This window comes from Streptomyces sp. NPDC052682, from assembly GCF_040678435.1.
Classification (GTDB): domain Bacteria; phylum Actinomycetota; class Actinomycetes; order Streptomycetales; family Streptomycetaceae; genus Streptomyces.
Map to the genome: position 1 here is coordinate 49,045 of NZ_JBFATS010000012.1, position 21,645 is coordinate 70,689.

General features: G+C 72.5%; 18 protein-coding genes. 6 read left to right on the forward strand and 12 right to left on the reverse strand.

Annotation, left to right across the window (positions count from 1 at the left end; all coding sequences use genetic code 11):
* Positions 1-12: 12 nt before the first annotated feature.
* The 4 genes from AB0K80_RS20260 to AB0K80_RS20275 all read right to left on the reverse strand — a co-directional run bounded on the left by AB0K80_RS20260 (position 13) and on the right by AB0K80_RS20275 (position 3,543).
* Entirely contained in the window at positions 13-708 is a 696-nt protein-coding gene (locus tag AB0K80_RS20260) for a L,D-transpeptidase (protein WP_365671490.1), read from the reverse strand.
* A gap of 111 nt (positions 709-819) precedes the next feature.
* Positions 820-1,737 (reverse strand): SDR family oxidoreductase, encoded by a 918-nt coding sequence (locus tag AB0K80_RS20265; protein WP_365671492.1) that lies wholly within the window; start codon positions 1,735-1,737, stop codon positions 820-822.
* A gap of 91 nt (positions 1,738-1,828) precedes the next feature.
* A complete protein-coding gene (locus AB0K80_RS20270; protein WP_365671493.1) occupies positions 1,829-2,458 on the reverse strand; it encodes an MBL fold metallo-hydrolase in 630 nt (209 codons plus the stop codon).
* Complete coding sequence (locus AB0K80_RS20275) at positions 2,458-3,543, reverse strand: S-(hydroxymethyl)mycothiol dehydrogenase (RefSeq protein WP_365671495.1); 1,086 nt, start codon at positions 3,541-3,543, stop codon at positions 2,458-2,460. The genes AB0K80_RS20270 and AB0K80_RS20275 overlap by 1 nt, the downstream gene beginning before the upstream one ends.
* Positions 3,544-3,701: 158 nt before the next feature.
* On the opposite strand from AB0K80_RS20275, the gene AB0K80_RS20280 reads away from it, so the two are divergent.
* Both AB0K80_RS20280 and AB0K80_RS20285 read left to right on the forward strand, forming a co-directional pair.
* Entirely contained in the window at positions 3,702-5,456 is a 1,755-nt protein-coding gene (locus AB0K80_RS20280) for an ABC transporter ATP-binding protein (protein ID WP_365671497.1), read from the forward strand.
* A gap of 165 nt (positions 5,457-5,621) precedes the next feature.
* A complete protein-coding gene (locus AB0K80_RS20285; protein WP_365671499.1) occupies positions 5,622-5,984 on the forward strand; it encodes a nuclear transport factor 2 family protein in 363 nt (120 codons plus the stop codon).
* Positions 5,985-6,012: 28 nt separating this feature from the next.
* Here the strand turns inward: AB0K80_RS20285 and AB0K80_RS20290 are convergent, their stop codons facing one another.
* Entirely contained in the window at positions 6,013-6,678 is a 666-nt protein-coding gene (locus AB0K80_RS20290; protein WP_365671501.1) for a TetR/AcrR family transcriptional regulator, read from the reverse strand.
* A 180-nt stretch (positions 6,679-6,858) separates the two neighbouring features.
* On the opposite strand from AB0K80_RS20290, the gene AB0K80_RS20295 reads away from it, so the two are divergent.
* On the forward strand, positions 6,859-8,112 hold the full coding sequence (locus AB0K80_RS20295) for a YncE family protein (RefSeq protein WP_365671503.1): 1,254 nt from the start codon (positions 6,859-6,861) through the stop codon (positions 8,110-8,112).
* Here the strand turns inward: AB0K80_RS20295 and AB0K80_RS20300 are convergent.
* Together AB0K80_RS20300 and AB0K80_RS20305 are read right to left on the reverse strand one after the other, a co-directional pair.
* The gene (locus tag AB0K80_RS20300) at positions 8,105-9,964 is read right to left on the reverse strand and encodes an endoglycosylceramidase (protein WP_365671505.1); all 1,860 of its coding nucleotides are present in this window, start codon (positions 9,962-9,964) and stop codon (positions 8,105-8,107) included. The genes AB0K80_RS20295 and AB0K80_RS20300 overlap by 8 nt on opposite strands.
* Positions 9,965-10,022: 58 nt before the next feature.
* On the reverse strand, positions 10,023-12,041 hold the full coding sequence (locus tag AB0K80_RS20305) for a translation factor GTPase family protein (protein ID WP_365671507.1): 2,019 nt from the start codon (positions 12,039-12,041) through the stop codon (positions 10,023-10,025).
* An 881-nt stretch (positions 12,042-12,922) separates the two neighbouring features.
* On the opposite strand from AB0K80_RS20305, the gene AB0K80_RS20310 reads away from it, so the two are divergent.
* Complete coding sequence (locus AB0K80_RS20310; protein WP_365671509.1) at positions 12,923-14,026, forward strand: XdhC/CoxI family protein; 1,104 nt, start codon at positions 12,923-12,925, stop codon at positions 14,024-14,026.
* A gap of 6 nt (positions 14,027-14,032) precedes the next feature.
* On the opposite strand, the gene AB0K80_RS20315 is transcribed toward AB0K80_RS20310, so the two are convergent.
* A complete protein-coding gene (locus AB0K80_RS20315) occupies positions 14,033-14,533 on the reverse strand; it encodes a metallophosphoesterase (RefSeq protein ID WP_365671511.1) in 501 nt (166 codons plus the stop codon).
* Between the two features lie 762 nt (positions 14,534-15,295).
* Between AB0K80_RS20315 and AB0K80_RS20320 the strand changes: the two genes are divergently transcribed.
* Positions 15,296-17,239, forward strand: coding sequence for a glycosyltransferase family 2 protein (locus AB0K80_RS20320; RefSeq protein WP_365671513.1), 1,944 nt, complete (start codon positions 15,296-15,298; stop codon positions 17,237-17,239).
* 4 nt (positions 17,240-17,243) lie between these two features.
* Positions 17,244-17,846 (forward strand): dTDP-4-dehydrorhamnose 3,5-epimerase, encoded by a 603-nt coding sequence (gene rfbC / locus AB0K80_RS20325; RefSeq protein WP_365671515.1) that lies wholly within the window; start codon positions 17,244-17,246, stop codon positions 17,844-17,846.
* 42 nt (positions 17,847-17,888) lie between these two features.
* On the opposite strand, the gene AB0K80_RS20330 is transcribed toward rfbC, so the two are convergent.
* The 4 genes from AB0K80_RS20330 to AB0K80_RS20345 are packed head-to-tail and all read right to left on the reverse strand — an operon-like array spanning position 17,889 to position 21,605.
* On the reverse strand, positions 17,889-18,692 hold the full coding sequence (locus AB0K80_RS20330) for a class I SAM-dependent methyltransferase (RefSeq protein ID WP_365671516.1): 804 nt from the start codon (positions 18,690-18,692) through the stop codon (positions 17,889-17,891).
* Positions 18,689-19,564 carry a dTDP-4-dehydrorhamnose reductase gene (gene rfbD / locus AB0K80_RS20335; protein WP_365671518.1) on the reverse strand — a complete coding sequence of 292 codons (876 nt, stop codon included), beginning with the start codon at positions 19,562-19,564 and terminating at the stop codon, positions 18,689-18,691. Before rfbD ends, AB0K80_RS20330 begins: the two co-directional genes overlap by 4 nt.
* Positions 19,561-20,541, reverse strand: coding sequence for a dTDP-glucose 4,6-dehydratase (rfbB, locus tag AB0K80_RS20340; RefSeq protein ID WP_365671520.1), 981 nt, complete (start codon positions 20,539-20,541; stop codon positions 19,561-19,563). Before rfbB ends, rfbD begins: the two co-directional genes overlap by 4 nt.
* Entirely contained in the window at positions 20,538-21,605 is a 1,068-nt protein-coding gene (locus tag AB0K80_RS20345; RefSeq protein WP_365671522.1) for a glucose-1-phosphate thymidylyltransferase, read from the reverse strand. The genes rfbB and AB0K80_RS20345 overlap by 4 nt, the downstream gene beginning before the upstream one ends.
* Positions 21,606-21,645 lie beyond the last annotated feature (40 nt).

Genomic DNA, 21,645 nt, shown 5'->3' on the forward strand with positions numbered 1-21,645 from the left:
CCCCCTCCCCCCTCAGGTGCCCGGCTTGCGGCCGTACACGAAGACGTCGTCGCCCTTCTTCAGCAGCGACCAGTACTTCTTGGCGTCGGTCTTGGTCATGTTGACGCAGCCGTGCGAGCCCGGCGGGTTCCACATGCTGACGCCGACCGAGTGGAAGGCCTGGCCGCCGTCGAAGAACTGGCTGTAGGGCATCGGCACGTGGTAGATGTTCGAGACGTGGTCGATGTCCCGCCAGTAGATCTTCTTCAGGCCGGTGCGGGTCTCGTACCCGTCCCGGCCGGTGCGCACCGGGACCGGACCGTAGACCAGCTTCTCGCCGTCCTGGATCCAGCTCAGCTGCAGGGTGAGGTTCACACAGGCGATCCGGCCCTTGTTCACCGGGCACTTGCCGTCCTTGTTGGGGTTCTTCCCCACGGCCTTCTGCTTGTTCATCAGGTCCATCACGCCCCAGGTGACCGACCCCGCGTAGCCGATGTTCGGCGTGATGCCGTGCTTGGTCTGGAAGGCCTTGATGGCCTTGCAGTCGGCGGCGGACTGCTTGCCGTCGACCGGGCGGCCGAGGAACTTCTCCACCTGCTTCTGGTACGGGCCGGTCTGTGTGGTGCAGCTCGCCGCCTGCGCCGGTGCGGCGCCGAGCGCGAGTGTGAGCGGTGCCACCAGTGCGGTGATGCCGAGTGCGATGGCACCCCTTCTGCGTACGTCCCCCATGGCCGGCCTCTCCCTGTGTGTTCCGTGTGGGTCTCTGCCTGCTAGACAGGCCGGCGGCGCGTTCGGTTGTAGGAAGGGCCGGGCTGCGACACAACGGTGACATTCGTGCCCTTACCGGTAGCCGGTCACGTCGGCCGGCTTGCCCGCGTCCTGGATCTCGGGGAGGTAGCGCCAGGCGTCGGGGCGGCTGCCGTCGAGGTCGGTGAAGCCGTACACCCGGGCCAGTCCGCCGCTGGAGAGGGACTGCCCGTTCCAGCGGGCCACGTCCGGGTCGGCGGCCAGGGCGGTCACCGCCCGGCCCACGTAGCGCGGGGTCTCCGAGATGGCGAAGTGCGGGACGTCTTCGAGGGCGTCACGCCAGTTGTCCTCGCGGACCCCGAAGTGGTCGAGCATCATCTCCGAGCGGAGCCAGCCTGGGGTCAGGGCGACGGCCGTGGCGCCGCGCGGTCCCAGCTCGTGGCCGAGGGCGAAGGCCATGCGCAGGACACAGGCCTTGGCGAGGTCGTAGAAGAAGGAGACCCGGTAGTGGTCGCGGTTGTAGTCGGCGGTGCCGTCGGTGACCTCGACCACCAGGCCGCCGGGGCGGCGCAGGAGCAGGGGCAGGGCCAGGTGGCTGGTGACGGCGTGGGTCTCGACGCCGAGCCGCAGCAGCCGGAGCCCCTGGTCGAGGTCGTGTTCCCAGACCGGGGTGTCGAAGGCGAACAGCTTCTCGCCGCCCCAGATGTCGTTGACCAGGACGTCGAGACGGCCCTGCTCACGGTCGATCCGGTCCACCAGGGCGCGCACCTGCGCCGGGTCGAGGTGGTCGGTGGGGACCGCGATGCCCTGGCCGCCGGCTTCGGTGACCAGGTCGGCGGTGTCCTCGATGGTCTCGGGGCGGTCGTACTCGGAGCGCCGGGCGCGGGTGGTGCGGCCGGTGACGTAGACCGTGGCGCCGGCCGCGCCGAGCTCCACCGCGATCCCCCGCCCGGCTCCCCGGGTCGCCCCGGCGACCAGGGCGACCTTGTCCTTCAGTGACTGTTCCGGCATGTCCTGCCTTCCCTTCGCTGTGTGTCGCTTCGAGGATGGCGGGAAAGCCGGACATCTTCTGTCGCCTTTTGAAGGGGCTTTCGCCCGGCGGTCAGTGTCCCCGGTCGATCCACTCCTGAAGGTGGGGCGCCTCGGCGCCGATGGTCGTGGCGTCGCCGTGGCCGGTGAGGACCTTCGTCTCGGGCGGCAGGGTGAGCAGCCGGTCGCGCAGGGAGTCGATGAGGGTCGGGAAGTGGGAGTAGGAGCGGCCGGTGGCGCCGGGGCCGCCCTGGAAGAGGGTGTCCCCGGTGAAGACGGTGGCCAGGCCCGGGTCGTACAGGCAGACCGCGCCCGGCGCGTGCCCGGGGGTGTGCAGGATGCGCAGGTGCGCGCCGGCGGCCTCGATCACCTGGCCGTCGGCCAGCCAGGCGTCGGGCTCGCGGCCGGGATGGGTCTGCTTCCACAGCGGCAGGTCGTCGCGGTGCAGCCAGATGGCGGCGCCGGTGCGCTCCGCGAGGGCGGGTGCGGCGTTGATGTGGTCGTTGTGGGCGTGGGTGCACACGATGGCCGTCAGCCGCCGGTTGCCGACGGCGGCGGCGACGGCGGCGGCGTCGTGGGCGGCGTCGATGACGATCACCTCGTGGTCGTCGCCGACGAGCCACACGTTGTTCTCCACGTCCCAGGTGCCGCCGTCCAGGGTGAACTGGCCGGAGGTGACGAGGCGTTCGATGCGCGCGGTCATCACAGCACCACCACCGAGCGCAGGACGTCGCCCGCGTGCATCCGCTCGAACGCCTTCTCCACCTCGTCCAGTGCGATGGTCTCGGTGACGAACGCCTCCAGATCCAGGCGGCCCTGCAGGTGCAGGTCGACGAGCAGGGGGAAGTCGCGGGAGGGCAGGCAGTCGCCGTACCAGGACGACTTCAGTGCCCCGCCGCGGCCGAAGACGTCCAGCAGCGGCAGCTCTAGCCTCATCTCCGGGGTCGGCACGCCGACCAGGACGACGGTGCCGGCCAGGTCGCGGGCGTAGAAGGCCTGCCGGTAGGTCTCCGGGCGGCCGACCGCCTCGATGACGACGTCGGCGCCGAACCCGCCGGTCAGCTCACAGATCGCCTCGACCGGGTCGCTCTCGCGCGCGTTGACCGTGTGCGTGGCCCCCATCTTGCGGGCGGTGGCCAGTTTCCGGTCGTCGATGTCCACGGCGATGATCTTCGCCGCGCCGGCCAGGTACGACCCGGCGATCGCCGCGTCACCGACGCCGCCGCAGCCGATCACCGCCACCGAGTCGCCCCGGCCCACGTTGCCGGTGTTGATCGCCGCGCCGATGCCGGCCATGACCCCGCAGCCCAGCAGCCCGGCCGCCTGCGGGGAGACCGCCGGGTCGACCTTGGTGCACTGCCCGGCCGCCACCAGCGTCTTGTCCGCGAACGCGCCGATGCCCAGGGCCGGGGACAGTTCGGTGCCGTCGGTGAGGGTCATCTTCTGTCCGGCGTTGTGGGTGTCGAAGCAGTACCAGGGCCGGCCGCGCAGGCACGCCCGGCACTTTCCGCACACCGCACGCCAGTTGAGGATCACGAAGTCGCCCGGCGCCACGTCGGTGACCCCGTCGCCGACCGACTCCACGACACCCGCGGCCTCGTGCCCCAGCAGGAAGGGGAAGTCGTCGCTGATGCCGCCCTGCTTGTAGTGCAGGTCGGTGTGGCACACCCCGCAGGCCTGCACCCGCACCACCGCCTCACCCGGTCCCGGGTCGGGCACCACGATCGTCTCGATCCGTACCGGCTGGTCCTTGCCCGGTGCGATCACACCCCGTACTTCCTGCGCCATGGTGCTGACTCCTTCGTCGGCCGGTGTCCCTCGCCCCGACCCTACGCGTGACTGATCGGTAAGGGCCCTTGAACCGTGGTGAGAGCCGGAAAGCGCGGGTCCCGCCCACCGCCGCCGACGTAGCCTGAGGGCTCCGCCCGGCCCCCAGAAGGAGAGATGTGAGCATCGCAGCGACGGACACCGACCGGCCCGCCTGGCGGCTGCTGCTGTCCTACGTACGGCCGCACCGCAGCTCCCTGCTGGCCGGGGCCGTGCTCTCGCTGGTCACGGGCGCGACCGGGCTGATGCTGCCGCTGGTGGCCCGGGACCTGATCGACGACCTGGCGCACGACCGCGCCATCACCGGCGCGCTGCTGGCGATGACGGGCCTGGTGGTGGCCAACGCGGCGCTGGGCGCCCTGGGGTCGTACGTCCTGCGGCGCACCGCCGAGTCGGTGGTGCTCGGCGCGCGGCGCGCCCTGTCGTCGTATCTGCTGCGGCTGCGGATCACCGCCGTGGACCGCACCGAGCCCGGCGACCTGATGGCCCGGATCACCTCCGACACGACCCTGCTGCGGGAGGTCACCACCGACTCGCTGGTCGGGCTCGGCACCGGCGGTCTCACGCTCGTGGCGACGCTGGTGATGATGGGCTGGGTGGACCCGGTGCTGCTCGGGGTGACGCTGGCGGTGGTGCTGGGCGCGGGGACGGTGCTCGGCGTGATCGTGCCGCGCATCAACCGGGCGAGCCGGCAGGCGCAGGACGCGGTCGGGGTGATGGGGGCCTCGCTGGAGCGGGTGCTCGGCGCGCTGCGCACCGTGAAGGCGTCCGGCGCCGAGCACCGGGAGGAGCGGATCCTGCACGAGGCGGCGCAGGAGTCCTGGCGGCAGAGCGTGCGGGCCGCCAAGTGGTCGGCGGCGGCGGGCAACACGGCGGGGCTGGCGATGCAGGTCGCCTTCATCACGGTGCTCGCGGTGGGCGGGGCACGGGTGGCCACGGGAGCCATCGACGTCGGCACGCTGGTCGCGTTCCTGCTGTTCGTGTTCTATCTGATGTCCCCGATCCAGCAGGTCGTCGGCGCCATCACCCAGTACCAGACGGGTTCGGCCGCTCTGGCCCGCATCCAGGAGGCGCTGCGCCTGCCCGCGGAACCGGCCGCGCCGCCCGCCGCGTTGCCCGCTGCGGGCGCGGAACCCGCCGCCCTCGCCTTCCAGGACGTGCGGTTCCGGTACGCCGAGGACCTGCCGTACGTCCATCACGGCGTGACGTTCAGCGTGCCCGCCCGGGGCATGACGGCCTTCGTCGGCCCGTCCGGTGCGGGCAAGACGACCGTGTTCTCCCTCATCGAGCGGTTCTACGAGCCCGACTCCGGCGTGATCACCCTGGACGGGCGGGACCTCGCCGACTGGGAGCTGCCGCAGTTGCGGGCCGCCATCGGCTATGTGGAGCAGGACGCGCCGGTACTGTCCGGCTCGCTGCGGGAGAACCTGCTGCTGGGCCGTCCGGAGGCGGGCGAGGACGCCCTGACGCGGGTGCTGAAGACGACCCGCCTGGACGGCCTGGTCGACCGGCTGCCGGACGGGCTCGACACGCTGGTCGGGCACCGCGGCACCAAGCTGTCGGGCGGTGAGCGGCAGCGCGTGGCCATCGCCCGCGCCCTGCTGCGCCGCCCCCGGCTGCTGCTCCTCGACGAGGCGACCTCGCAGCTGGACGCGGTGAACGAGGCGGCCCTGCGCGACACCGTCGCCGACGTGGCCCGTACCACCACGGTGCTGGTGGTGGCGCACCGGCTGTCGACGGTGACGATGGCCGACCGGATCGTGGTGATGGAGGCGGGCCGGGTCCGGGCCGTGGGCAGTCACCGCGCGCTGGTGACCGCCGACCCGCTGTACGCGGAGCTGGCGGCGACCCAGTTCCTGGGCGCGGACCACTGAGTGCTGCGTCCTGCGACGCCGGCGGGCCGCGCCGGACACGGCCGTACGACGCCCCTCGCCCGCCGGCCCGGCTGCGCTTGCCGGGCCCGCCGGGCGGGAGCAGCCTCGGTAGGAGAGGCCCTGCACGGCCCGCTGCTCGCCGGGCCGCCCCCGAAGGAGGTCACCATGACGACCGCTGCAGACCGCGCCTTCGACGCCGAGACCCTGCGCCGGGGCCTGGAGGGAGAGCCGGAGCTCCTGCTCTCCCTCTACGCCGACGACGCGGAGTTCCGCATCGTGGACCACCAGACCCAGCCCAGCCACCCCAAGGTCCTGCACGGCCGCGACGAGATCGCCCGGCTGCTCGACGACGTCTACAGCCGGGAGATGACGCACAAGCTGGAACAGTGCGTCGTCCAGGGCGACCACGCCGCCTACACCGAGTCCTGCCGGTACCCGGACGGGGTCCGTGTCCTGTCCGAGTCGATGCTCTCGCTGCGCGACGGCAAGATCACCGAGCAGACGCTGATCCAGGCCTGGGACGAGTAGGAGGCGGCCGGCAACGGCCCGGACCCGGTTACGGGGCCGTGGGCGGTGTCCACCCCGGTGGCCGCAGGATGCCCAGCAGTTGGCGGACCAGTTCGTCGACGACCTCGTCCAGCGTCGCGTCCACCCAGCCCGCGCTCCAGTCGTGCAGCAGGCCGTTGACGCTGCCGATGAAGCCCGTGGCGGGGAGGCGGTAGTCGCGCGGCGCCGCCTCCCCGCGTGCGGCCGCCGCGTCGGCCTCGGCGCGGATCAGGTCGATCCAGCCCGCTCGGCGCTCCAGCCGCTGTTCCTCCAGGCGCGGGCTGACGCCGATGATCTCGACGAAGGTGATGCGGATCCGGCGCGGGTCGGCCGTGACGTTCCCGGCGTAGGCGCGGAAGATCGCGGCTGCGCGTTCCACCAGAGGCAGGCCGGCCGCCCCGGCCGCCGCCTTCCGGACCGCCTCCTCGGCCCAGGCGTTGACCTGGAGGTGCAGTGCGGCGAGCACGTCCTCCAGGCTGCGGAACTCCTCGTAGAACTGGCGCGTGGACAGTCCGGCGGCCTCGCTGAGGGCCGCGACGGTGGTACAGCGGTAGCCGGGGCTGTCGCCGAACAGCTGCAGTGCGGCGTCGAGGAAACGGCGGCGCCGTTCGGCCTGCCGCTCCTCGGCCGACTTTCCGGCGTAGCGGCCGGTCGGCGCCCTGAGTCTGCCCGGCACCCGCCCTCCCTTCCTCGGTCAGGGTCGATTTTGTCCGCACGCGGTCTTGTGGAGAAGGCCCGGCCTTCCTTACTTTGCAGTAAGTTGAGTCTGAAAGCATACCTGTTCAGATCCCGGCACCCCATCGGGCTGTTTGTCATGCCCTGATCACATTCACGCATCGCAGAGGAGGGAGCAGTCATGCCTGCCTTCAGATCCAGGCACCTGTGCTCCGTAGCCGCCGCCCTCGTCCTGACCGTGACCGCCCCCGCCACCGCCGCCACGGCCGCCGCGGACTCCTCCGCCGGTCTGCGCGAGGTCTTGTTCGTGGGCAACAACTGGGACGGCACCGCCGACGTCATCCGCTCCACGGGCGACTTCGCGCGGATCGGCCGCATCGACGTCGTCCCCGACAAGGAGGAACGGCTGGCCGAGATCAACGCGAACCCGGTCCGGTGGGCCTACTTCATGGCCATCCGCAACACCGTCGGCGAGGGCCACGACCAGTTCGTCGACGACATGTACTCCACGCCCGACGGCACCTCGGTGGTCGTCTCCCGGCCGAGCTTCGCCGACGTGGTGTCGATCGACCTCGCCACCGGGCGCATCAACTGGCGCTTCCCCGTGTCCGGTTACCGCTCCGACCACATGGCCGTCTCCCCCGACGGCACCCGGGTCGCGGTCTCCGCCTCGACCGCCAACACCGTGCACGTCCTGGACATCACCACCGGCAAGCAGCTCGGTTCGTTCGCCACCGGCGACAAGCCGCACGAGAACGTCTTCACCAGGGACGGCAAGTACATCTGGAACATGTCCATCGGCGACGTGAACACGGCGCTGGACGCCCCGTGGCTGGACTGGACGAAGGGCGACCGGCGCATCACGGTCGTGGACGCGACGACGTTCCGGCAGGTCAAGGTGATCGACATGCGCGAGCGTCTGGACGCGATCGGACTGGACGACTACTCCGACGCCGTGCGGCCCGCCGCCTTCTCGCCCGACGAGTCCAAGCTGTACTTCCAGGTGTCGTTCTTCAACGGCTTCTTCGAGTACGACGTCGCCACCGACAAGATCACCCGGACCAAGACGCTCCCGAAGAACCCGGCGACCAGCACGGACCGCACCACCTGGGTCAACGACTCGCGCCACCACGGCATCTCGATGAGCCCGGACGGCCGCAAGCTGTGCGTGGCGGGCACGATGGACGACTACGCCACGGTCGTCGACCGCGCGACCTTCCAGGAGGGTCCGCTCGTCACCGCCTCCAAGCCCTACTGGGCGACGGTCAGCGGCGACGGCAAGAGTTGCGTCGTCTCCGAGAGCGGCGCCGACCAGGTCACGGCCATCGACTTCGCCACCGGGAAGAAGACGGTGTCCGTGCCGGTCGGCGACCACCCCCAGCGCGTCCGTCTCGGGCATGTGCGGGAGAACTGGTCGGGTCCGTCCGCTAGCTGACCTTCTGCGCGGCCCACGCCGACAGCTCGGCGCGGGCCGCGTCCAGCAGCCCGGCCGCGGGCGCCGTCGCCCCGTTGGTCACCAGCGCGACGTGCGTGACGCCGGCGTCCGGTGCGCTCAGCAGCAGGCGGCGGCTGCCCGTGCCGCCCGGTTCGGCGGCGACCCCGATCCGGGTGTCACGCGCGTACGGCGGCGGGGCGTGCACGGCGCCCAGGTCGGAGACGACCGTGGTCGCCGAGGCGGGGAAGGACGCCGGCAGGTGCAGTTCGGTGGGCGCCTGGCCGCCGCCGGAGCGCCACAGCAGCAGCCCGTACTGCCCGGAGCCCACCAGCTTGCGCACGTTCGGCAGTGAGCTCGGCACCGGGTTCCAGGTCAGGGTCGTCGAGCCGTCCCGGGAACGGTCCTCGTAGGTGAAGGCGAGCGTCGTCCCGGCCGTGGCGCTCGGGTAGAGGCGGTCCAGGAGGCGTGCGTCCTGGCGCAGCACGGGGCGTCCCGAGTCGTCGAGGCGTACGGCCGACAGGTCCTCGTCGTTCCAGGCGTCGCCCTCGGTGAGCACCTTGCCGGGGTTGCCGTTCATCAGCTCGTGGTGGCGGCCGTGGTAGAGGTCCCACTGCCACTGGGTGCCGGAGAGCACCGGGCCGGAGGCCGCCGGGTCCGACCACCAACGCGCCCCGGGCAGGCGGGAGTCCAGGGCCTGGTACATGGCCTTGAGCACGGTGGGCGCCTTGTCGGCGACGGTGCCCGCCAGCGGGTGCCCGAACTCGCTGACCACGGCCGCCGTGCGCGCGGCCGCGGCCCGGTCGCGGACCGTGCGGAAGTCGCCCGTGTAACTCCCGTCGCCCGCCTTGCCCGGCATGAAGACGCCGGAGATGGCCTTCTGGTCGTAGAAGTGGGTGTTGAACACATAGCGCGGGCCGAGCGTGCCCGCGTCCAGCAGGCCGCCCTCCTGCCTCTGGAAGTCGAGATTGGCGTTCCAGAAGAGGTTCGGCTCCACGAAGGCGGGCTTGTCCCGCCAGCCGGCCGCGTCCATGCGGGCCCGGAACCGCTCGTAGAACGGCCACAGCACGTCCCGCTCCCAGGCGCGGCTGCTCTGGCCGTCGTCCAGGGTGCCCGGGTGCGGCTCGTTGTAGGGGTCGAAGCCGACGAGGCCCGCGAACTGAGTGTCCGTCAGGTGCTGCCGCAGGTACGTCATCGTCTTCTCGGCGGTGACGAGGAAGGCGTCCTGCACGCCGTACCTGTTGTGCCAGAAGTCGTACGTCGCCCGCTTCACGGCCTCGTTCTGGGTGATGTTCTGGCCCCAGAAGAAGCAGATCCCGCAGGACTCGTCGGGGTAGTTCCCGGCGTCCACCGCCCACTCGGGGGCGCCGTCGCCGGTGTACCAGCTGCCGGCGTCGAAGAGGTACCGGGAGTACAGGTCCTGGTGGAAGTCGGGGTAGACGCGGATCCCGGCGTCGAGGAAGGCGCTCAGCTGGGCGGTGGCGGCGGACAGGTAGGCCGTGTCCACCTGGCCGCGCACCGGCTCGGCGTACGCCCAGGACAGCAGGAAGCGGACCGTGTTGCCCCCGCCGAGGGCGCGCAGCGCGGTGGCCGACTTCCTCGCGTCGGCGACCGAGGCGAAGGGCAGGCCCTGGTGCTCGGCGAGTTTGGTCTCGCCGGAGACGTTGTAGCCGCGCAGCACGACCTCGCGGCCGTGACCGTCGACGAAGCGGCCGTCCCGCACGGTGACCGGGGTGCCGTCGAACCAGAGGGAGTCGGGAGGGGTCGCGGCGGCGGCGGGCGTGCCGCCACCGGCCGTGAGAAATCCACAGAGGACAACCAGAACAATCAGCAGCCGCACCCGTATATTCGGCATGTCCACTACAGTCCGGTGATTTCAGGACACCGTCAACCCCTCTGACTCCCGAGTAAGTTCAGTCTCGGCCACCTCGACCGCCCACTCTGCGGGTGACGTTGAGCAGGTACTCCTTGCGGTTGAGCGGGTTGTGGTCGGTGCGCGGCCGACGGGGCAGGGCGCCGTGCGTCACGGGCGCGTAGTGGTCGAAGGCGCTCTCCCACTCGCCCTCGCCCCGGGTCAGTCCGGGCAGGCGCTGCTCCACCGCGTGTACCCGCGCGGCCGGCACGAAACCCTCCACCTCGCCGTGCTCGTGACGTGTCCCGGTGGTGTGCGGTACGGCACCGAGCCCGGCCAGGACGGGCAGCAGCGCGCCCAGGGTGTCCGCCGGGGCCTCGATCCGGAACCGGTGCATCGGCTCGTACACCCGGGTGCCCGCCCGGCGCAGCGCCTCGATGAGGACCAGCGGGGTCACGCCGCGGAAGTCCGCGCCGGTGCTGGACATGCTCTTGTCGAAGCCCTGGTGGGCGTGGCTCTGGCGGGGCCAGTAACCGCAGTGGGTCATGGTGACGGCGCAGTCGGTGACCTGCCAGCCGTACAGGCCCTGGCCGAGGGTCTCGCGCACGGTGTCCTCGACCGCCCTGAAGAAGGCGTACGGCATGGCCCCGAGCTCCACCTCCAGGCGGAAATCCACGCCCGAGCCGGGCGGGGCCGCATCGACGCGCAGGCCGACCGTCGCGAGGAAGGGGTTGGCGTCCTTCTTGATGAACTCCGCGGCCGCCCCGCTGCCCACCGGCCGTTCGATGCACACCGGTGTCGTCTCGCGGAACGTGACGCCCAGGCCGTACTCGTCGGCGAGGGTGGCCTGGATGACCTCCTTCTGCACCTCGCCGTAGAGGAACACGGACGTCTCCCGCCGGTCCTCGTCGTGGCGCAGGCCGATCAGCGGGTCCTGTTCGGCCAGCTGGGTGAGGGCGAGGTGGAGCGCCGCACGGGTCACGCCGGGCCCGGGGACGACGACCGTCTCGAGGGTGGGCGGGGCGAAGAAGCGCTCGGGCGCCTTGCGGGGTTCGCCGAGGGCGTCACCGATCCGGATGTCGGGTAGGCCCCACAGCCTGGCGATGCGGCCCGCGGGCACGGCGTCGGCGCGCAGGCCGGTGCCGTGGTCGAAGACGCTGACCGCGGTGACCCGGCCGTCCTTGCGGCCCTGGGGCCCGGTCCCGCCGTAGGGGACGCGGTCTCGGACGCGCAGCGTGCCGGAGAAGACGCGGGCGTAGGCGATCTTCTCCCCCGCCGGGCCGCGTTCGACCTTGAAGACGGTGCCGGAGAGCGGCCCGTCGGGGTCACCGTCCGCGCGAGGGAGCAGGTCCCGGATGCCGGACAGCAGGGCCGGTACGCCCTCGCCCGTGAGGGCGGAGCCGAGGTAGACCGGGTGGGCCAGGGCCTGCCGCGTCTGGGCGGCCAGGGCGGCGCGCAGACGGGTGTCCGTGAGCGTGCCGGGGTCCTCGACGTAGGCGGCGAGCAGGTCGTCGTCGTGGCCGGTGAGGACGTCCAGGGCGGCGGCCGCGTCGAGGCCGGGGACGAAGCGGGCCTCATGGGTGCCGGGGGCGGTGACCGTGCCCATGGGGACGATCGCCGGGGTCAGGCGGGCCGCGATCGACCGCAGCACCTGCCCGGTCCGCGCCCCGCGGCGGTCGATCTTGTTGACGAACAGCAGGGTCGGGATGCCGAGCCGCCGCAGCGTCCGCATCAGCACCCGCGTCTGCGCCTGGACGCCCTCGACGGCGGAGACCACGAGGACGGCGCCGTCGAGCACGCCGAGCACCCGCTCCACCTCGGCGATGAAGTCGGGGTGGCCGGGGGTGTCGATGAGGTCGACCGTCAGGCCGTCGAGGGGGAAGGAGACGACGGCGGACTTGATGGTGATGCCGCGCTGCCGCTCCAGCGCGAGGGTGTCGGTGCGGGTGTTCCCGGCGTCGACGCTGCCGGGCTCGTCGATCACGCCGGCCGAGTGCAGCAGCCGCTCGGTCAGGCTGGTCTTACCGGCGTCGACATGGGCGAGGATCCCGAGGTTGAGTACGGGGTGCCGTGCGTGCACGAAGCGTCATGTCCTTCGGAGAGTGGGCCGTTCCTTCCTGGGGGGACATGAACGGTGCGCGCATCGCTGCTCCTCGGGACTCGACGACGTTCTCCTGTGCAGTGCAGCAGACCGGCCGCCGCGTGCACAACGGATTAACGGCCCGCCTGACTGTGTACCGGCCGGGTGCGGGTACTCGGCGGGCGTGCTCGTGCGCAAGGAGCGGACCGTGCGTGACGCTCTCCCGGTGCCCGGCCGCCGGCACGACGCCGGCCGCGGCGCGGCCCGGCGGCCGCCGGGGGCACGCGCGCCCGACCTCCCCCTGTGCCGACCGCGACCACGCCCGCCGCGTCGGACGGAAACCGACCGGCCCACCACTCCGGCACCACCGGGTGGAATAAGCCCGCCGGGCGGCCGTCGGCGGGATCACGCGCGCCACGCCACCCGGACCCGGCCGCCACCACCCCGGCACCACCCGGCGAGAGGAGCCCGCCGTGCGTGACCACCGCCCCGCACGTGGCCACTGGCACACACCCCGCCTGCCGAACGGACCGGCGGCCGCCCGCCGCGTCATGCGCACCAGGCCACCCAGGACCCGACCGCCACTACGCCGCCTGCGGCGACGGAACGGACCGGCCACCACCCCGACCACCGGGCGCCGTGCGCGACGCCCCCCCCCCGCACTCGGACGCCTGTATGGCTCCGGCTGCGGCGCGGCCCGGCGGCCGCGACACACGACCGCCGCGTCGGGAGGAAACCGACCGGCCACCGCCCGGCCGAACGAGCCCGCCGTGCGTGACCACCGCCCCGCACGTGGTCACTGGTACACACCCCGTCTGCCGAGCGGCACCCGCTGACTGACCGCCCTCACCCATCCCCGCACCCGGCCGAAGGAGCGCATCGTGCGTGAGATTCTCCCGGTGCTCGGCCGCTGGTACGCGGCCCGGGTGCCGTTCGGGCTGGCGACCGTCGTGGACGTCAGCCGCAGCGCGCCGCGTGACCCGGGCGCGGCGATGGCCGTCGGCCCGGACGAGGAGGTGGTGGGCAGTGTGTCCGGGGGGTGCGTCGAGGGCGCGGTGTTCGAGCTGGCGCGGGAGGTCGTGGCGAGCGGCCAGGCCCGGCTGGAGACGTTCGGGTACAGCGACGAGGACGCCTTCGCGGCCGGGCTGACCTGCGGCGGCGAGATCACCGTGCTGGTGCGGGCCGTGACGCCCGAGCTCGATCCGTCCTTCGGCGCCGTCGCCGCGTCGGTCGCCGCGGCAGAGCCGGTGACCCTGGCCACCGTGACCGGCGGTCCCGCGGCGCGCGGCGCGGCCCTCGCCGTCTGGCCCGACCGGGTCACCGGCACGCTGGGCAACCGGGGCCTGGACGCGGCCGTGACCGCCGACGCCCGCGGTGAGCTGGCGCTCGGGGCCACGGGGCTGCGGCACTACGGGCCGCGCGGCCAGCGCCGCGAGGACGCGGTCGGGGTCTTCCTCCAGTCGTTCGCGCCGCCGCCGCGCATGCTGGTGTTCGGCGCGATCGACTACGCGGCGGCGGTGGCCCGCGCCGGCGACTTCCTCGGCTACCGCGTCACCGTCTGCGACGCCCGCCCGGTCTTCGCCACACCCCGGCGCTTCCCCGAGGGGGTCGAGGTCGTCGTGGAGTGGCCGCACCGCTACCTGCGTGAGACCGGCACGGACGACCGTACGGTGATCTGCGTGCTCACCCACGACCCGAAGTTCGACGTGCCGCTGCTCCAGGAGGCGCTGCGCCGACCGGCCGCGTACATCGGGGCGATGGGCAGCCGCCGTACGCACGACGACCGGATGAAGCGGCTGCGGGAGGCCGGGCTCGGCGAGGACGAGCTGGCCCGGCTGCGCTCGCCGGTCGGGCTGGACCTCGGGGCCCGGACGCCCGAGGAGGTGGCGGTGTCCGTCGCCGCGGAGATCGTCGCGCTGCGCTGGGGCGGCAGCGGCGCCCCGCTGACCGTGACGCGCGGGGCGGTGCACCCCCCGGCCCCCTGAACCGGCCTACCGTCGCGGCAGCCGGTGCAGCCGCACCTCGGTGAGGCGGCCGTCGGCGGCCGTGGCGGTCATGTACGTGCAGTACGGCTGGCGGCGGCGGTCGGTCGGGGAGCCGGGGTTGAGCAGGCGCAGGCCGGTGGGGGCGGTGGTGTCCCAGGGGATGTGGCTGTGGCCGAACACCAGCACGTCCAGGTCCGGGAAGCGGGCGGCGCAGCGTGCCTCGCGGCCCTGGGCGGGGCCCGTCTCGTGGACGACGCCGAAGCGCAGGCCGCCGAGCTCGGCGCGGGCGACCTCGGGCAGCCGGGCGCGCAGCTCGGGCCCGTCGTTGTTGCCGTACACGGCCAGGAGGCGGCGGCTGCGGCTCTCCAGCAGGTCGAGGGTGGCCGTGTCGACCCAGTCCCCGGCGTGCAGGACGACGTCGGCGCGCGGGAGCTCCGCGAGCAGCGGGCCGGGCAGCTCCTTGGCGCGCTTGGGCAGGTGGGTGTCGGACATCAGGAGCAGACGCACACCATCAGCCTAGGTTCCGCACAGCAGGGCGCACACGTGGTCCTCCTGGATGGTGCGCAGCCGTCCCGGCAGCTCACGGCGTGGCCGGCGGAGGGCGGACAGGGGCATGAGGGCCTCCCGCACGGGGGCGCACGGCAGGACCAGCCTGGCCCCCGGGCCTGCCCACAGCCCCGGACTGCTGCCACCTGCCCAACGCCTCGGCCCGCGTCCGCGCCGCACGTCGCACCCCGGGTCCGGCGAGGCGCCCGGGACCCCGCCGGGCACTCGGGCGGTGCCACGGGTCCCGCGAGGCGCCCGGAACCCCGCTGGACGCACACGCGTGCCGCCGGGCCCGCGCGGTGCGCGGGACGCCGCCGGGCCTACGCCCGGTGCCACCGGACGCCGGACCCGCGAGGTGCCACCGGACGCCGGGCCCGCGAGGTGCCACCGGACGCCGCCGGACACACGCGCAGTGCCGCCGATCCCGCGAGGCGCCCGGAACCCCGCCGGGCATACGCCCGGTGCCGCCGGGCAAACGCGGTGCCTCCGGACACACGCGCGGTGCCACCGGGCAGACGCGCCGCCGCCGTCGCCGGTCCGGCGCCCAACCCGCCCGCGTTCCCAGGCCAGTTGTCCCGCCCCGCGTACCGCCCGGTGGTGATCACGGCACGGTCTCGGGGGTGGTGGAATGGTGAATCACCACCCCGTGCAGGGTTAGCATCAGGCAACGCGCACCAAACCTGCACGTCAACGGCAAGCGACCCGAAGGGGCCCGGAATTCCGATGCCGGTCAAGGTCAGCGTCATCATCCCGGTCTACAACCCTGGGAGTTACATCGAGGACTGCATCTCCTCGTTGCAGCGGCAGTCGCTGCCGCCCGACGAGTACGAGGCGATCTTCGTCGACGACGGTTCCACCGACGAGACCCCGGCCCGGCTCGACGCGCTCGCCGCCGAGGACCCCCGTGTGCGGGTCATCCACCAGGAGAACTCCGGCTGGTCGGGCAAGCCCCGCAACGTCGGCATCGAGGCCGCCCGCGGCGAGTACGTCATGTTCGTCGACAACGACGACTACCTCGGCGACGAGGCCCTGGAGCGGATGTACGACTACGGCGTGGCCAACGACGCCGACGTCGTCATCGGCAAGATGGCGGGCAAGAACCGCGGGGTGCCGGTGGAGCTGTTCCGCCGCAACCATCCGCGCGCCACCGTCGACAACGCCCCGCTGATCGACAGCCTCACGCCGCACAAGATGTTCCGCCGGGCCTTCCTGGACCGCATCGGGCTGCGCTTCCCCGAGGGCAGACGGCGCCTGGAGGACCACGTCTTCGTCACCGAGGCGTTCCTGCGCGCGGACAACATCTCGGTGCTCAGCGACTACGTCTGCTACTACCACATCCGCCGTGACGACGCCTCCAACGCCGGTTTCCAGCGCTTCGACCCGGTCGGCTACTTCGCCAACCTGCGCGAGGCCCTCGACGTGGTCGAGCGCTACACCGAGCCCGGAGCGCTGCGCGACAAGCTGTTCCGCCGCTGGCTGCGTGTGGAGATGGTCGAGCGGCTGCGCGGCCGGCGGCTGCTGACGCTGCCGGACGACTACCGCAGGGAGCTGTTCGCGGAGATCCACAAGGTGGTCGTCGAGCGGTTCGGCCCGGGCGTCGCCGCCGGGCTCCAGCCGACCCAGCAGGTCGTCGCCGCGCTGACCGCCGCCGACCGGTACGACGACGTGGTCGCGTTCGCCGAGTGGGAGGCCGGCGTCGCGCCCAAGGCGGCGCCCGGCACGGTGGAGTGGCGGGACGGCGCGCTGCGGATCGGCTTCACCGCCGAGTACGCCGCGGCCGGCGAGCCGCTGGCGTTCCCCGCCGAGGCGGCCCCCACCCCGCTGGAGGACGCCCCCAAGGACGTACCCGCGGCGATCGCGTGGGTGACGGCTCAGACCGCCGTCCGCTTCGGCCAGGCCACCGCCGACCTGCTGCTGCGCGAACGCTCCAGCGCCGCCCAGTACTTCCAGCCGGTCCAGTTCACCCGCGAGACGGTTCCCGTGGGCGACGGCGAGCAGGTCCGGCTGGTGCTGCGGGCGACGGCCACCGTCGATCCGGCCGCGCTGCCGGGCGAGGGGGTCTGGGACGCCGTCGTCCGGGTCAAGCTGGGCGGCTGGACCAAGGAGTGCCGGCTCGGACCGGCCCCCCGCGCGAGCCGCCCCACCCCGCCGGCCGGGGTCGTCGGCGGCCGGGCCTTCCTGCCGTACTGGACCGAGCCGCACGGCAACCTCTCCCTCGACGCGGGGGCCGGCGGCAAGCGGCTCGGGCTGGGCGGTGTCCGGCACGCCGACGCGACCGTCTCCGGCGACCGCCTCACGGCCCTGCTGCCGCTGCACGTGCCCGGCGACACCGGCGTACGGCTCAGGCTCACCTCGTCCGGCAGATCGGTGCACGTGTCCGGCACGCTCTCGCCGGCCTCACAGGGGCCGGGGGCGCTGCTGGTGGCGACGCTGCCCTCCGCCCGGGCCCGCGGTGTGTGGCGGCCCGCGCTGTGCCTCGCCCCGGACGCCGCCGAACCGCGCTTCGTGACGCTGCCGTTCGCGCTGCGCGGCACGGCCGGCGGGGTGCGGGTGGTGCCGGTGCCGCGACCGGGTGCCGTGCGGAAGCTGGCGCGCCGGGCGCGGCGCGTGCTCGGTGCCGCGCGCCGAGAAGTGATGTCCCGCGTGAAGTCGTCTGGAGGACGGTGACGGCATGCGACCCCTGGGAATCGACGGCGTCTGGGTGCTGGAGCCCAAGATCTTCCCGGACGACCGGGGCAGCTTCCACGAGTGGTTCCGCGGTACGGACTTCCGCGCGGCGCTCGGCTACGACCTGCACCTGGCGCAGGCCAACTGCTCCATCTCACGCCGGGGCGTGCTGCGCGGGGTGCACTTCGCGGATGTGCCGCCCGGGCAGGCCAAGTACGTCACCTGCGTGCGCGGCGCCGTACTCGACGTGGCGATCGACCTCCGGGTGGGCTCCCCCACCTTCGGCCGGTGGGAGGCGGTACGGCTCGACGAGGACTCCCGGCACGCGGTGTTCCTCGCCGAGGGCCTCGGGCACGCGTTCATGGCGCTGACCGACGACGCCACCGTGGTGTACCTGTGTTCGGAGGGGTACGCGCCGGAACGCGAACACGGCATTCACCCGCTGGACCCGGCCCTGGGCATCGAGTGGCCCGAGGGCATCACGCCGGTGCTGTCGGCGAAGGACCAGCAGGCGCCGACGCTGGCCGAGGCGGAGCGCGCGGGCCTGCTGCCGTCGTACGAGGCGTGCCGCGCGTACTCCGAGGAGCTGCGCGGCGGGCAGGACTGACGGATCGGCCGGGGCGGCGTCGGCCGCCCCGGCCGCCGTCGCTCAGCGGCTGACGCCGACCTGCTGAAGGGCCCGGCGCAGCGGCTCCCAGCCGACGGAGCGGGGCAGGCCCCGGTTGCGGGCCTGGACGAGCGCGCGCCAGAAGCCGGCCCGCAGCAACGCCTCGGGCGGCACCGCGCCGGCCCGCTCCAGGATCGCCTCGGGCACCTTCTGCGGGTCGGGCACCTCGTACTCGGCGATGATCTCGTCGTACTTGTCGTGCAGCACGGTGTTCTTCGGGTCGGCGCCGAAGACCACCAGCTGGCCGGTGGGCTGGGTGTCGACCTGGACGGTCACCAGGTCCGGGCGGTACCGGTGCAGAATCTCGATGATCTTGTAGACGTCTCCGGTCCAGGCGTTGGTGTGCCGGTCGCGGGCCGCCTCGTCGACGCTGCGCGGCAGCATGTCGTCGAAGACGATCACGCTGTGCCAGTCGGAGTGCCTCTCCACGTTCATGAAGTCGCGCAGCGCGTACTCGAACAGGTGCATGCCGTCGATGAACGACAGGTCGAGCGTGGTGCGGCGCCAGTAGCCCAAGGGGCTGCGGCCGCGGCGCAGGTTGCGCAACGGGTGCCGGCCGCCCTTGAGGTGCTGCAGCGGGTTCTCGCGGGCGAAGAAGTCGTCACTGGTGGCCTTCACCAGGTGGACGTCGCACTTGATCTCCGTGACCACCTTGAAGGCCGGGTCGATCGCGATGCTGGGCACGCGCGACAGCCGCAGGCTGCGGCCGTCGTTGACACCGATCTCCAGGTAGTTGCGGTTGGCGCTGACCTTGTGCAGTTCCCGGAGGAACTCGTGGCGTTTCACGAAGGGGACTCCTTGCGGATACGGGGCAGTGCTTCGTCCAGGGCGGCACGCCAGTCACGCAGCGGGGGCAGGCCGGTCTCCTGCCACCTGTCGTGCGCGAGGGCGCTGTAGGCGGGGCGCGGCGCGGGCCGGGTGAAGGCCGCGCTGGTGGTGGGCCGCACCCGCTCCGGGTCGGCGCCGATCAGGCGGAACACCTCCCGGGCCAGGTCGTACCAGGTGGCCTCGCCGGAGTTGGTGGCGTGCAGGACGCCGTGCACGCCGGTGCCGACGCGCGGGCCGAGGTCGGCGATCCGCTCGGCCACGTCCGCGCTCCAGGTCGGCTGCCCGCGCTGGTCGTCGACGACGTCGACGGTGTCGCGGCGGGCCTCGAGGCCGATCATCGTGCGGACGAAGTTACTGCCGTGCACCCCGTACAGCCAAGCCGTTCTGAGGATCACGCTCGTCTCGGGCAGTTCCTCGCGCACGGCCCGCTCGCCCGCGAGCTTGGTGCGGCCGTACGCGGTGCGCGGGGCCGGCGGGTGGTCCTCCGGGTAGGGGGTGCTGCGGGCGTCGCCGGAGAAGACGTAGTCGGTGGAGACGTGGACCAGGCGGGCGCCGTGCGCGGCGCAGGCACGGGCCAGCAGCCGGGCGCCCTCGCCGTTGATCTCCAGTGCGCGTGCCTCGTCGGTCTCGGCGTCGTCGACGGCCGTGTACGCGGCGCAGTTGACGACGAGGTCGGGGCGGTGCTCGGCCAGGGCGCGCGCGGCGGCGCCGGGCCGGGTGATGTCCAGGGCGGCGCGGTCCAGGCCCGTGACGTGTTCGCCGCGCCGGGTCAGCTCCTCGACGACGTCCCGGCCGAGCATGCCGCCCGCGCCGGTGATCAGCCACCTCATGCGCGCTCCTTGGCGACGCGCGCCTTCAGGGGCTCCCACCAGGCGCGGTTGTCCCGGTACCAGGCGACGGTCTCGGCGAGGCCGGTGGCGAAGTCGTGGCGGGGGCGGTAGCCGAGTTCGTCGCGGGCCTTGCTCCAGTCGACCGAGTAGCGAAGGTCGTGTCCCTTGCGGTCCTCGACGTGCTCGACCATGTCCCAGGTGGCGCCGCAGGCTTGGAGGAGCAGGGCGGTCAGTTCCCTGTTGCTCAGCTCGGTGCCGCCGCCGATGTTGTACACCTCGCCCGGGCGGCCCTTGGTGCGCACGAGCTCGATGCCGTGGCAGTGGTCGTCGACGTGCAGCCAGTCGCGCACGTTGAGGCCTTCCCCGTACAGCGGCACCTTCCTGCCGTCGAGGAGGTTGGTGACGAACAGCGGGATGACCTTCTCGGGGAACTGGTGCGGGCCGTAGTTGTTGGAGCACCGGGTGACCCGCACGTCGAGGCCGTGGGTGCGGTGGTAGGCCAGCGCGAGCAGGTCGGAGGAGGCCTTGGACGCCGAGTACGGAGAGTTGGGGCTCAGCGGGTGGGTCTCGGGCCAGGAGCCGGCGGCGATGGAGCCGTAGACCTCGTCGGTGGAGATGTGCACGAAGGTCGCCACGCCGTTTCGCAGGGCCCCGTCGAGGAGGGTCTGGGTGCCGAGCACGTTGGTGCGTACGAAGTCGGCGGCGCCCTCGATGGAGCGGTCCACGTGGGACTCGGCGGCGAAGTGCACCACCTGGTCGGCGTCGGCCATCAGCTTGTCGACGAGGGGGGCGTCGCAGATGTCGCCCTGGACGAACTGCAGCCGGGGGTGGCCGAGTTCGAGGTTCTCCAGGGTGCCGGCGTAGGTCAGCTTGTCCAGCACGGTGATCCGCGGCGCGTCGGGCGCGTCGGAGTCGAGCAGCATGCGGACGTAGTGGGAGCCGATGAACCCGGCGGCGCCGGTGACGAGGAGGTTCATGAATGGATCTGCACCTTGCTGTGGTCTCCGAGGACGAGGCGGTGGGCGCTGGGGACGCTGGGCGCCGGTGTCACCTCGACGTGCCGGCCGATCAGCGAGGCCTCGATCCGGCCGACGCCGAGGATCGAGGAGTCCCGCAGCACGATGGAGAACTCCAGTTCACTGTCGGTGATCCGGCAGTTCTCCGCGATGGAGGTGAAGGGGCCCACGTAGGAGTTGTCGATGACGGTTCCGGAACCGATGACGACGGGCCCGACGATGCGTGAGTTGACGACCCGGGCGCCCTCCTCCACGACGACCCGGCCGATGGTCTCCGAGCCCTCGTCCACGTCGCCGTCGATACGGCGCGTGACGCCTTCGAGGACCGTGCGGTTGACCTCGAGCATGTCGCCGACGTTGCCGGTGTCCTTCCAGTAGCCCTCGATGACCGTGCAGCGCACGTCGGCACGGGAGTCGATGAGGTGCTGGATGGCGTGGGTGATCTCCAGTTCGCCGCGCCAGGAGGGCTTGATGGCGCGCACCGCCTCGTGGATCACGGGCGTGAACAGGTAGACGCCGACCAGGGCGAGGTCGCTCTTGGGCCGCTCGGGTTTCTCCTCCAGGCCGATGACCTGGCCGGAGGCGTCGAGTTCGGCGACACCGAAGGCGCGGGGGTCGGCGACGCGGGTCAGCAGGATCTGGGCGTCGGGGCGGCTCGTGCGGAACTCCTCGACGAGGTCGGTGATGCCGCCCACGATGAAGTTGTCGCCCAGGTACATCACGAAGTCGTCGTCGCCCAGGTAGTCCCGGGCGATCAGCACCGCGTGGGCGAGCCCCAGGGGTTTCTCCTGGGGGATGTAGGTGACCTTCAGGCCGAACTTGGAGCCGTCGCCGACGGCTTCCTCGATCTCGGCCGCGGTGTCGCCGACGATCATCCCGACGTCGGTGATACCGGCTTCCGCGAGGGACTCCAGCCCGTAGAAGAGCACGGCCTTGTTGGCCACGGGCACGAGTTGTTTGGCCGAGGTGTGGGTGATCGGCCTGAGCCGTGTTCCGGCGCCGCCGGCGAGCACGAGAGCCTTCATCTGCCTCACCTTAGCCGCACTGCGGCGGAACGGAACAACG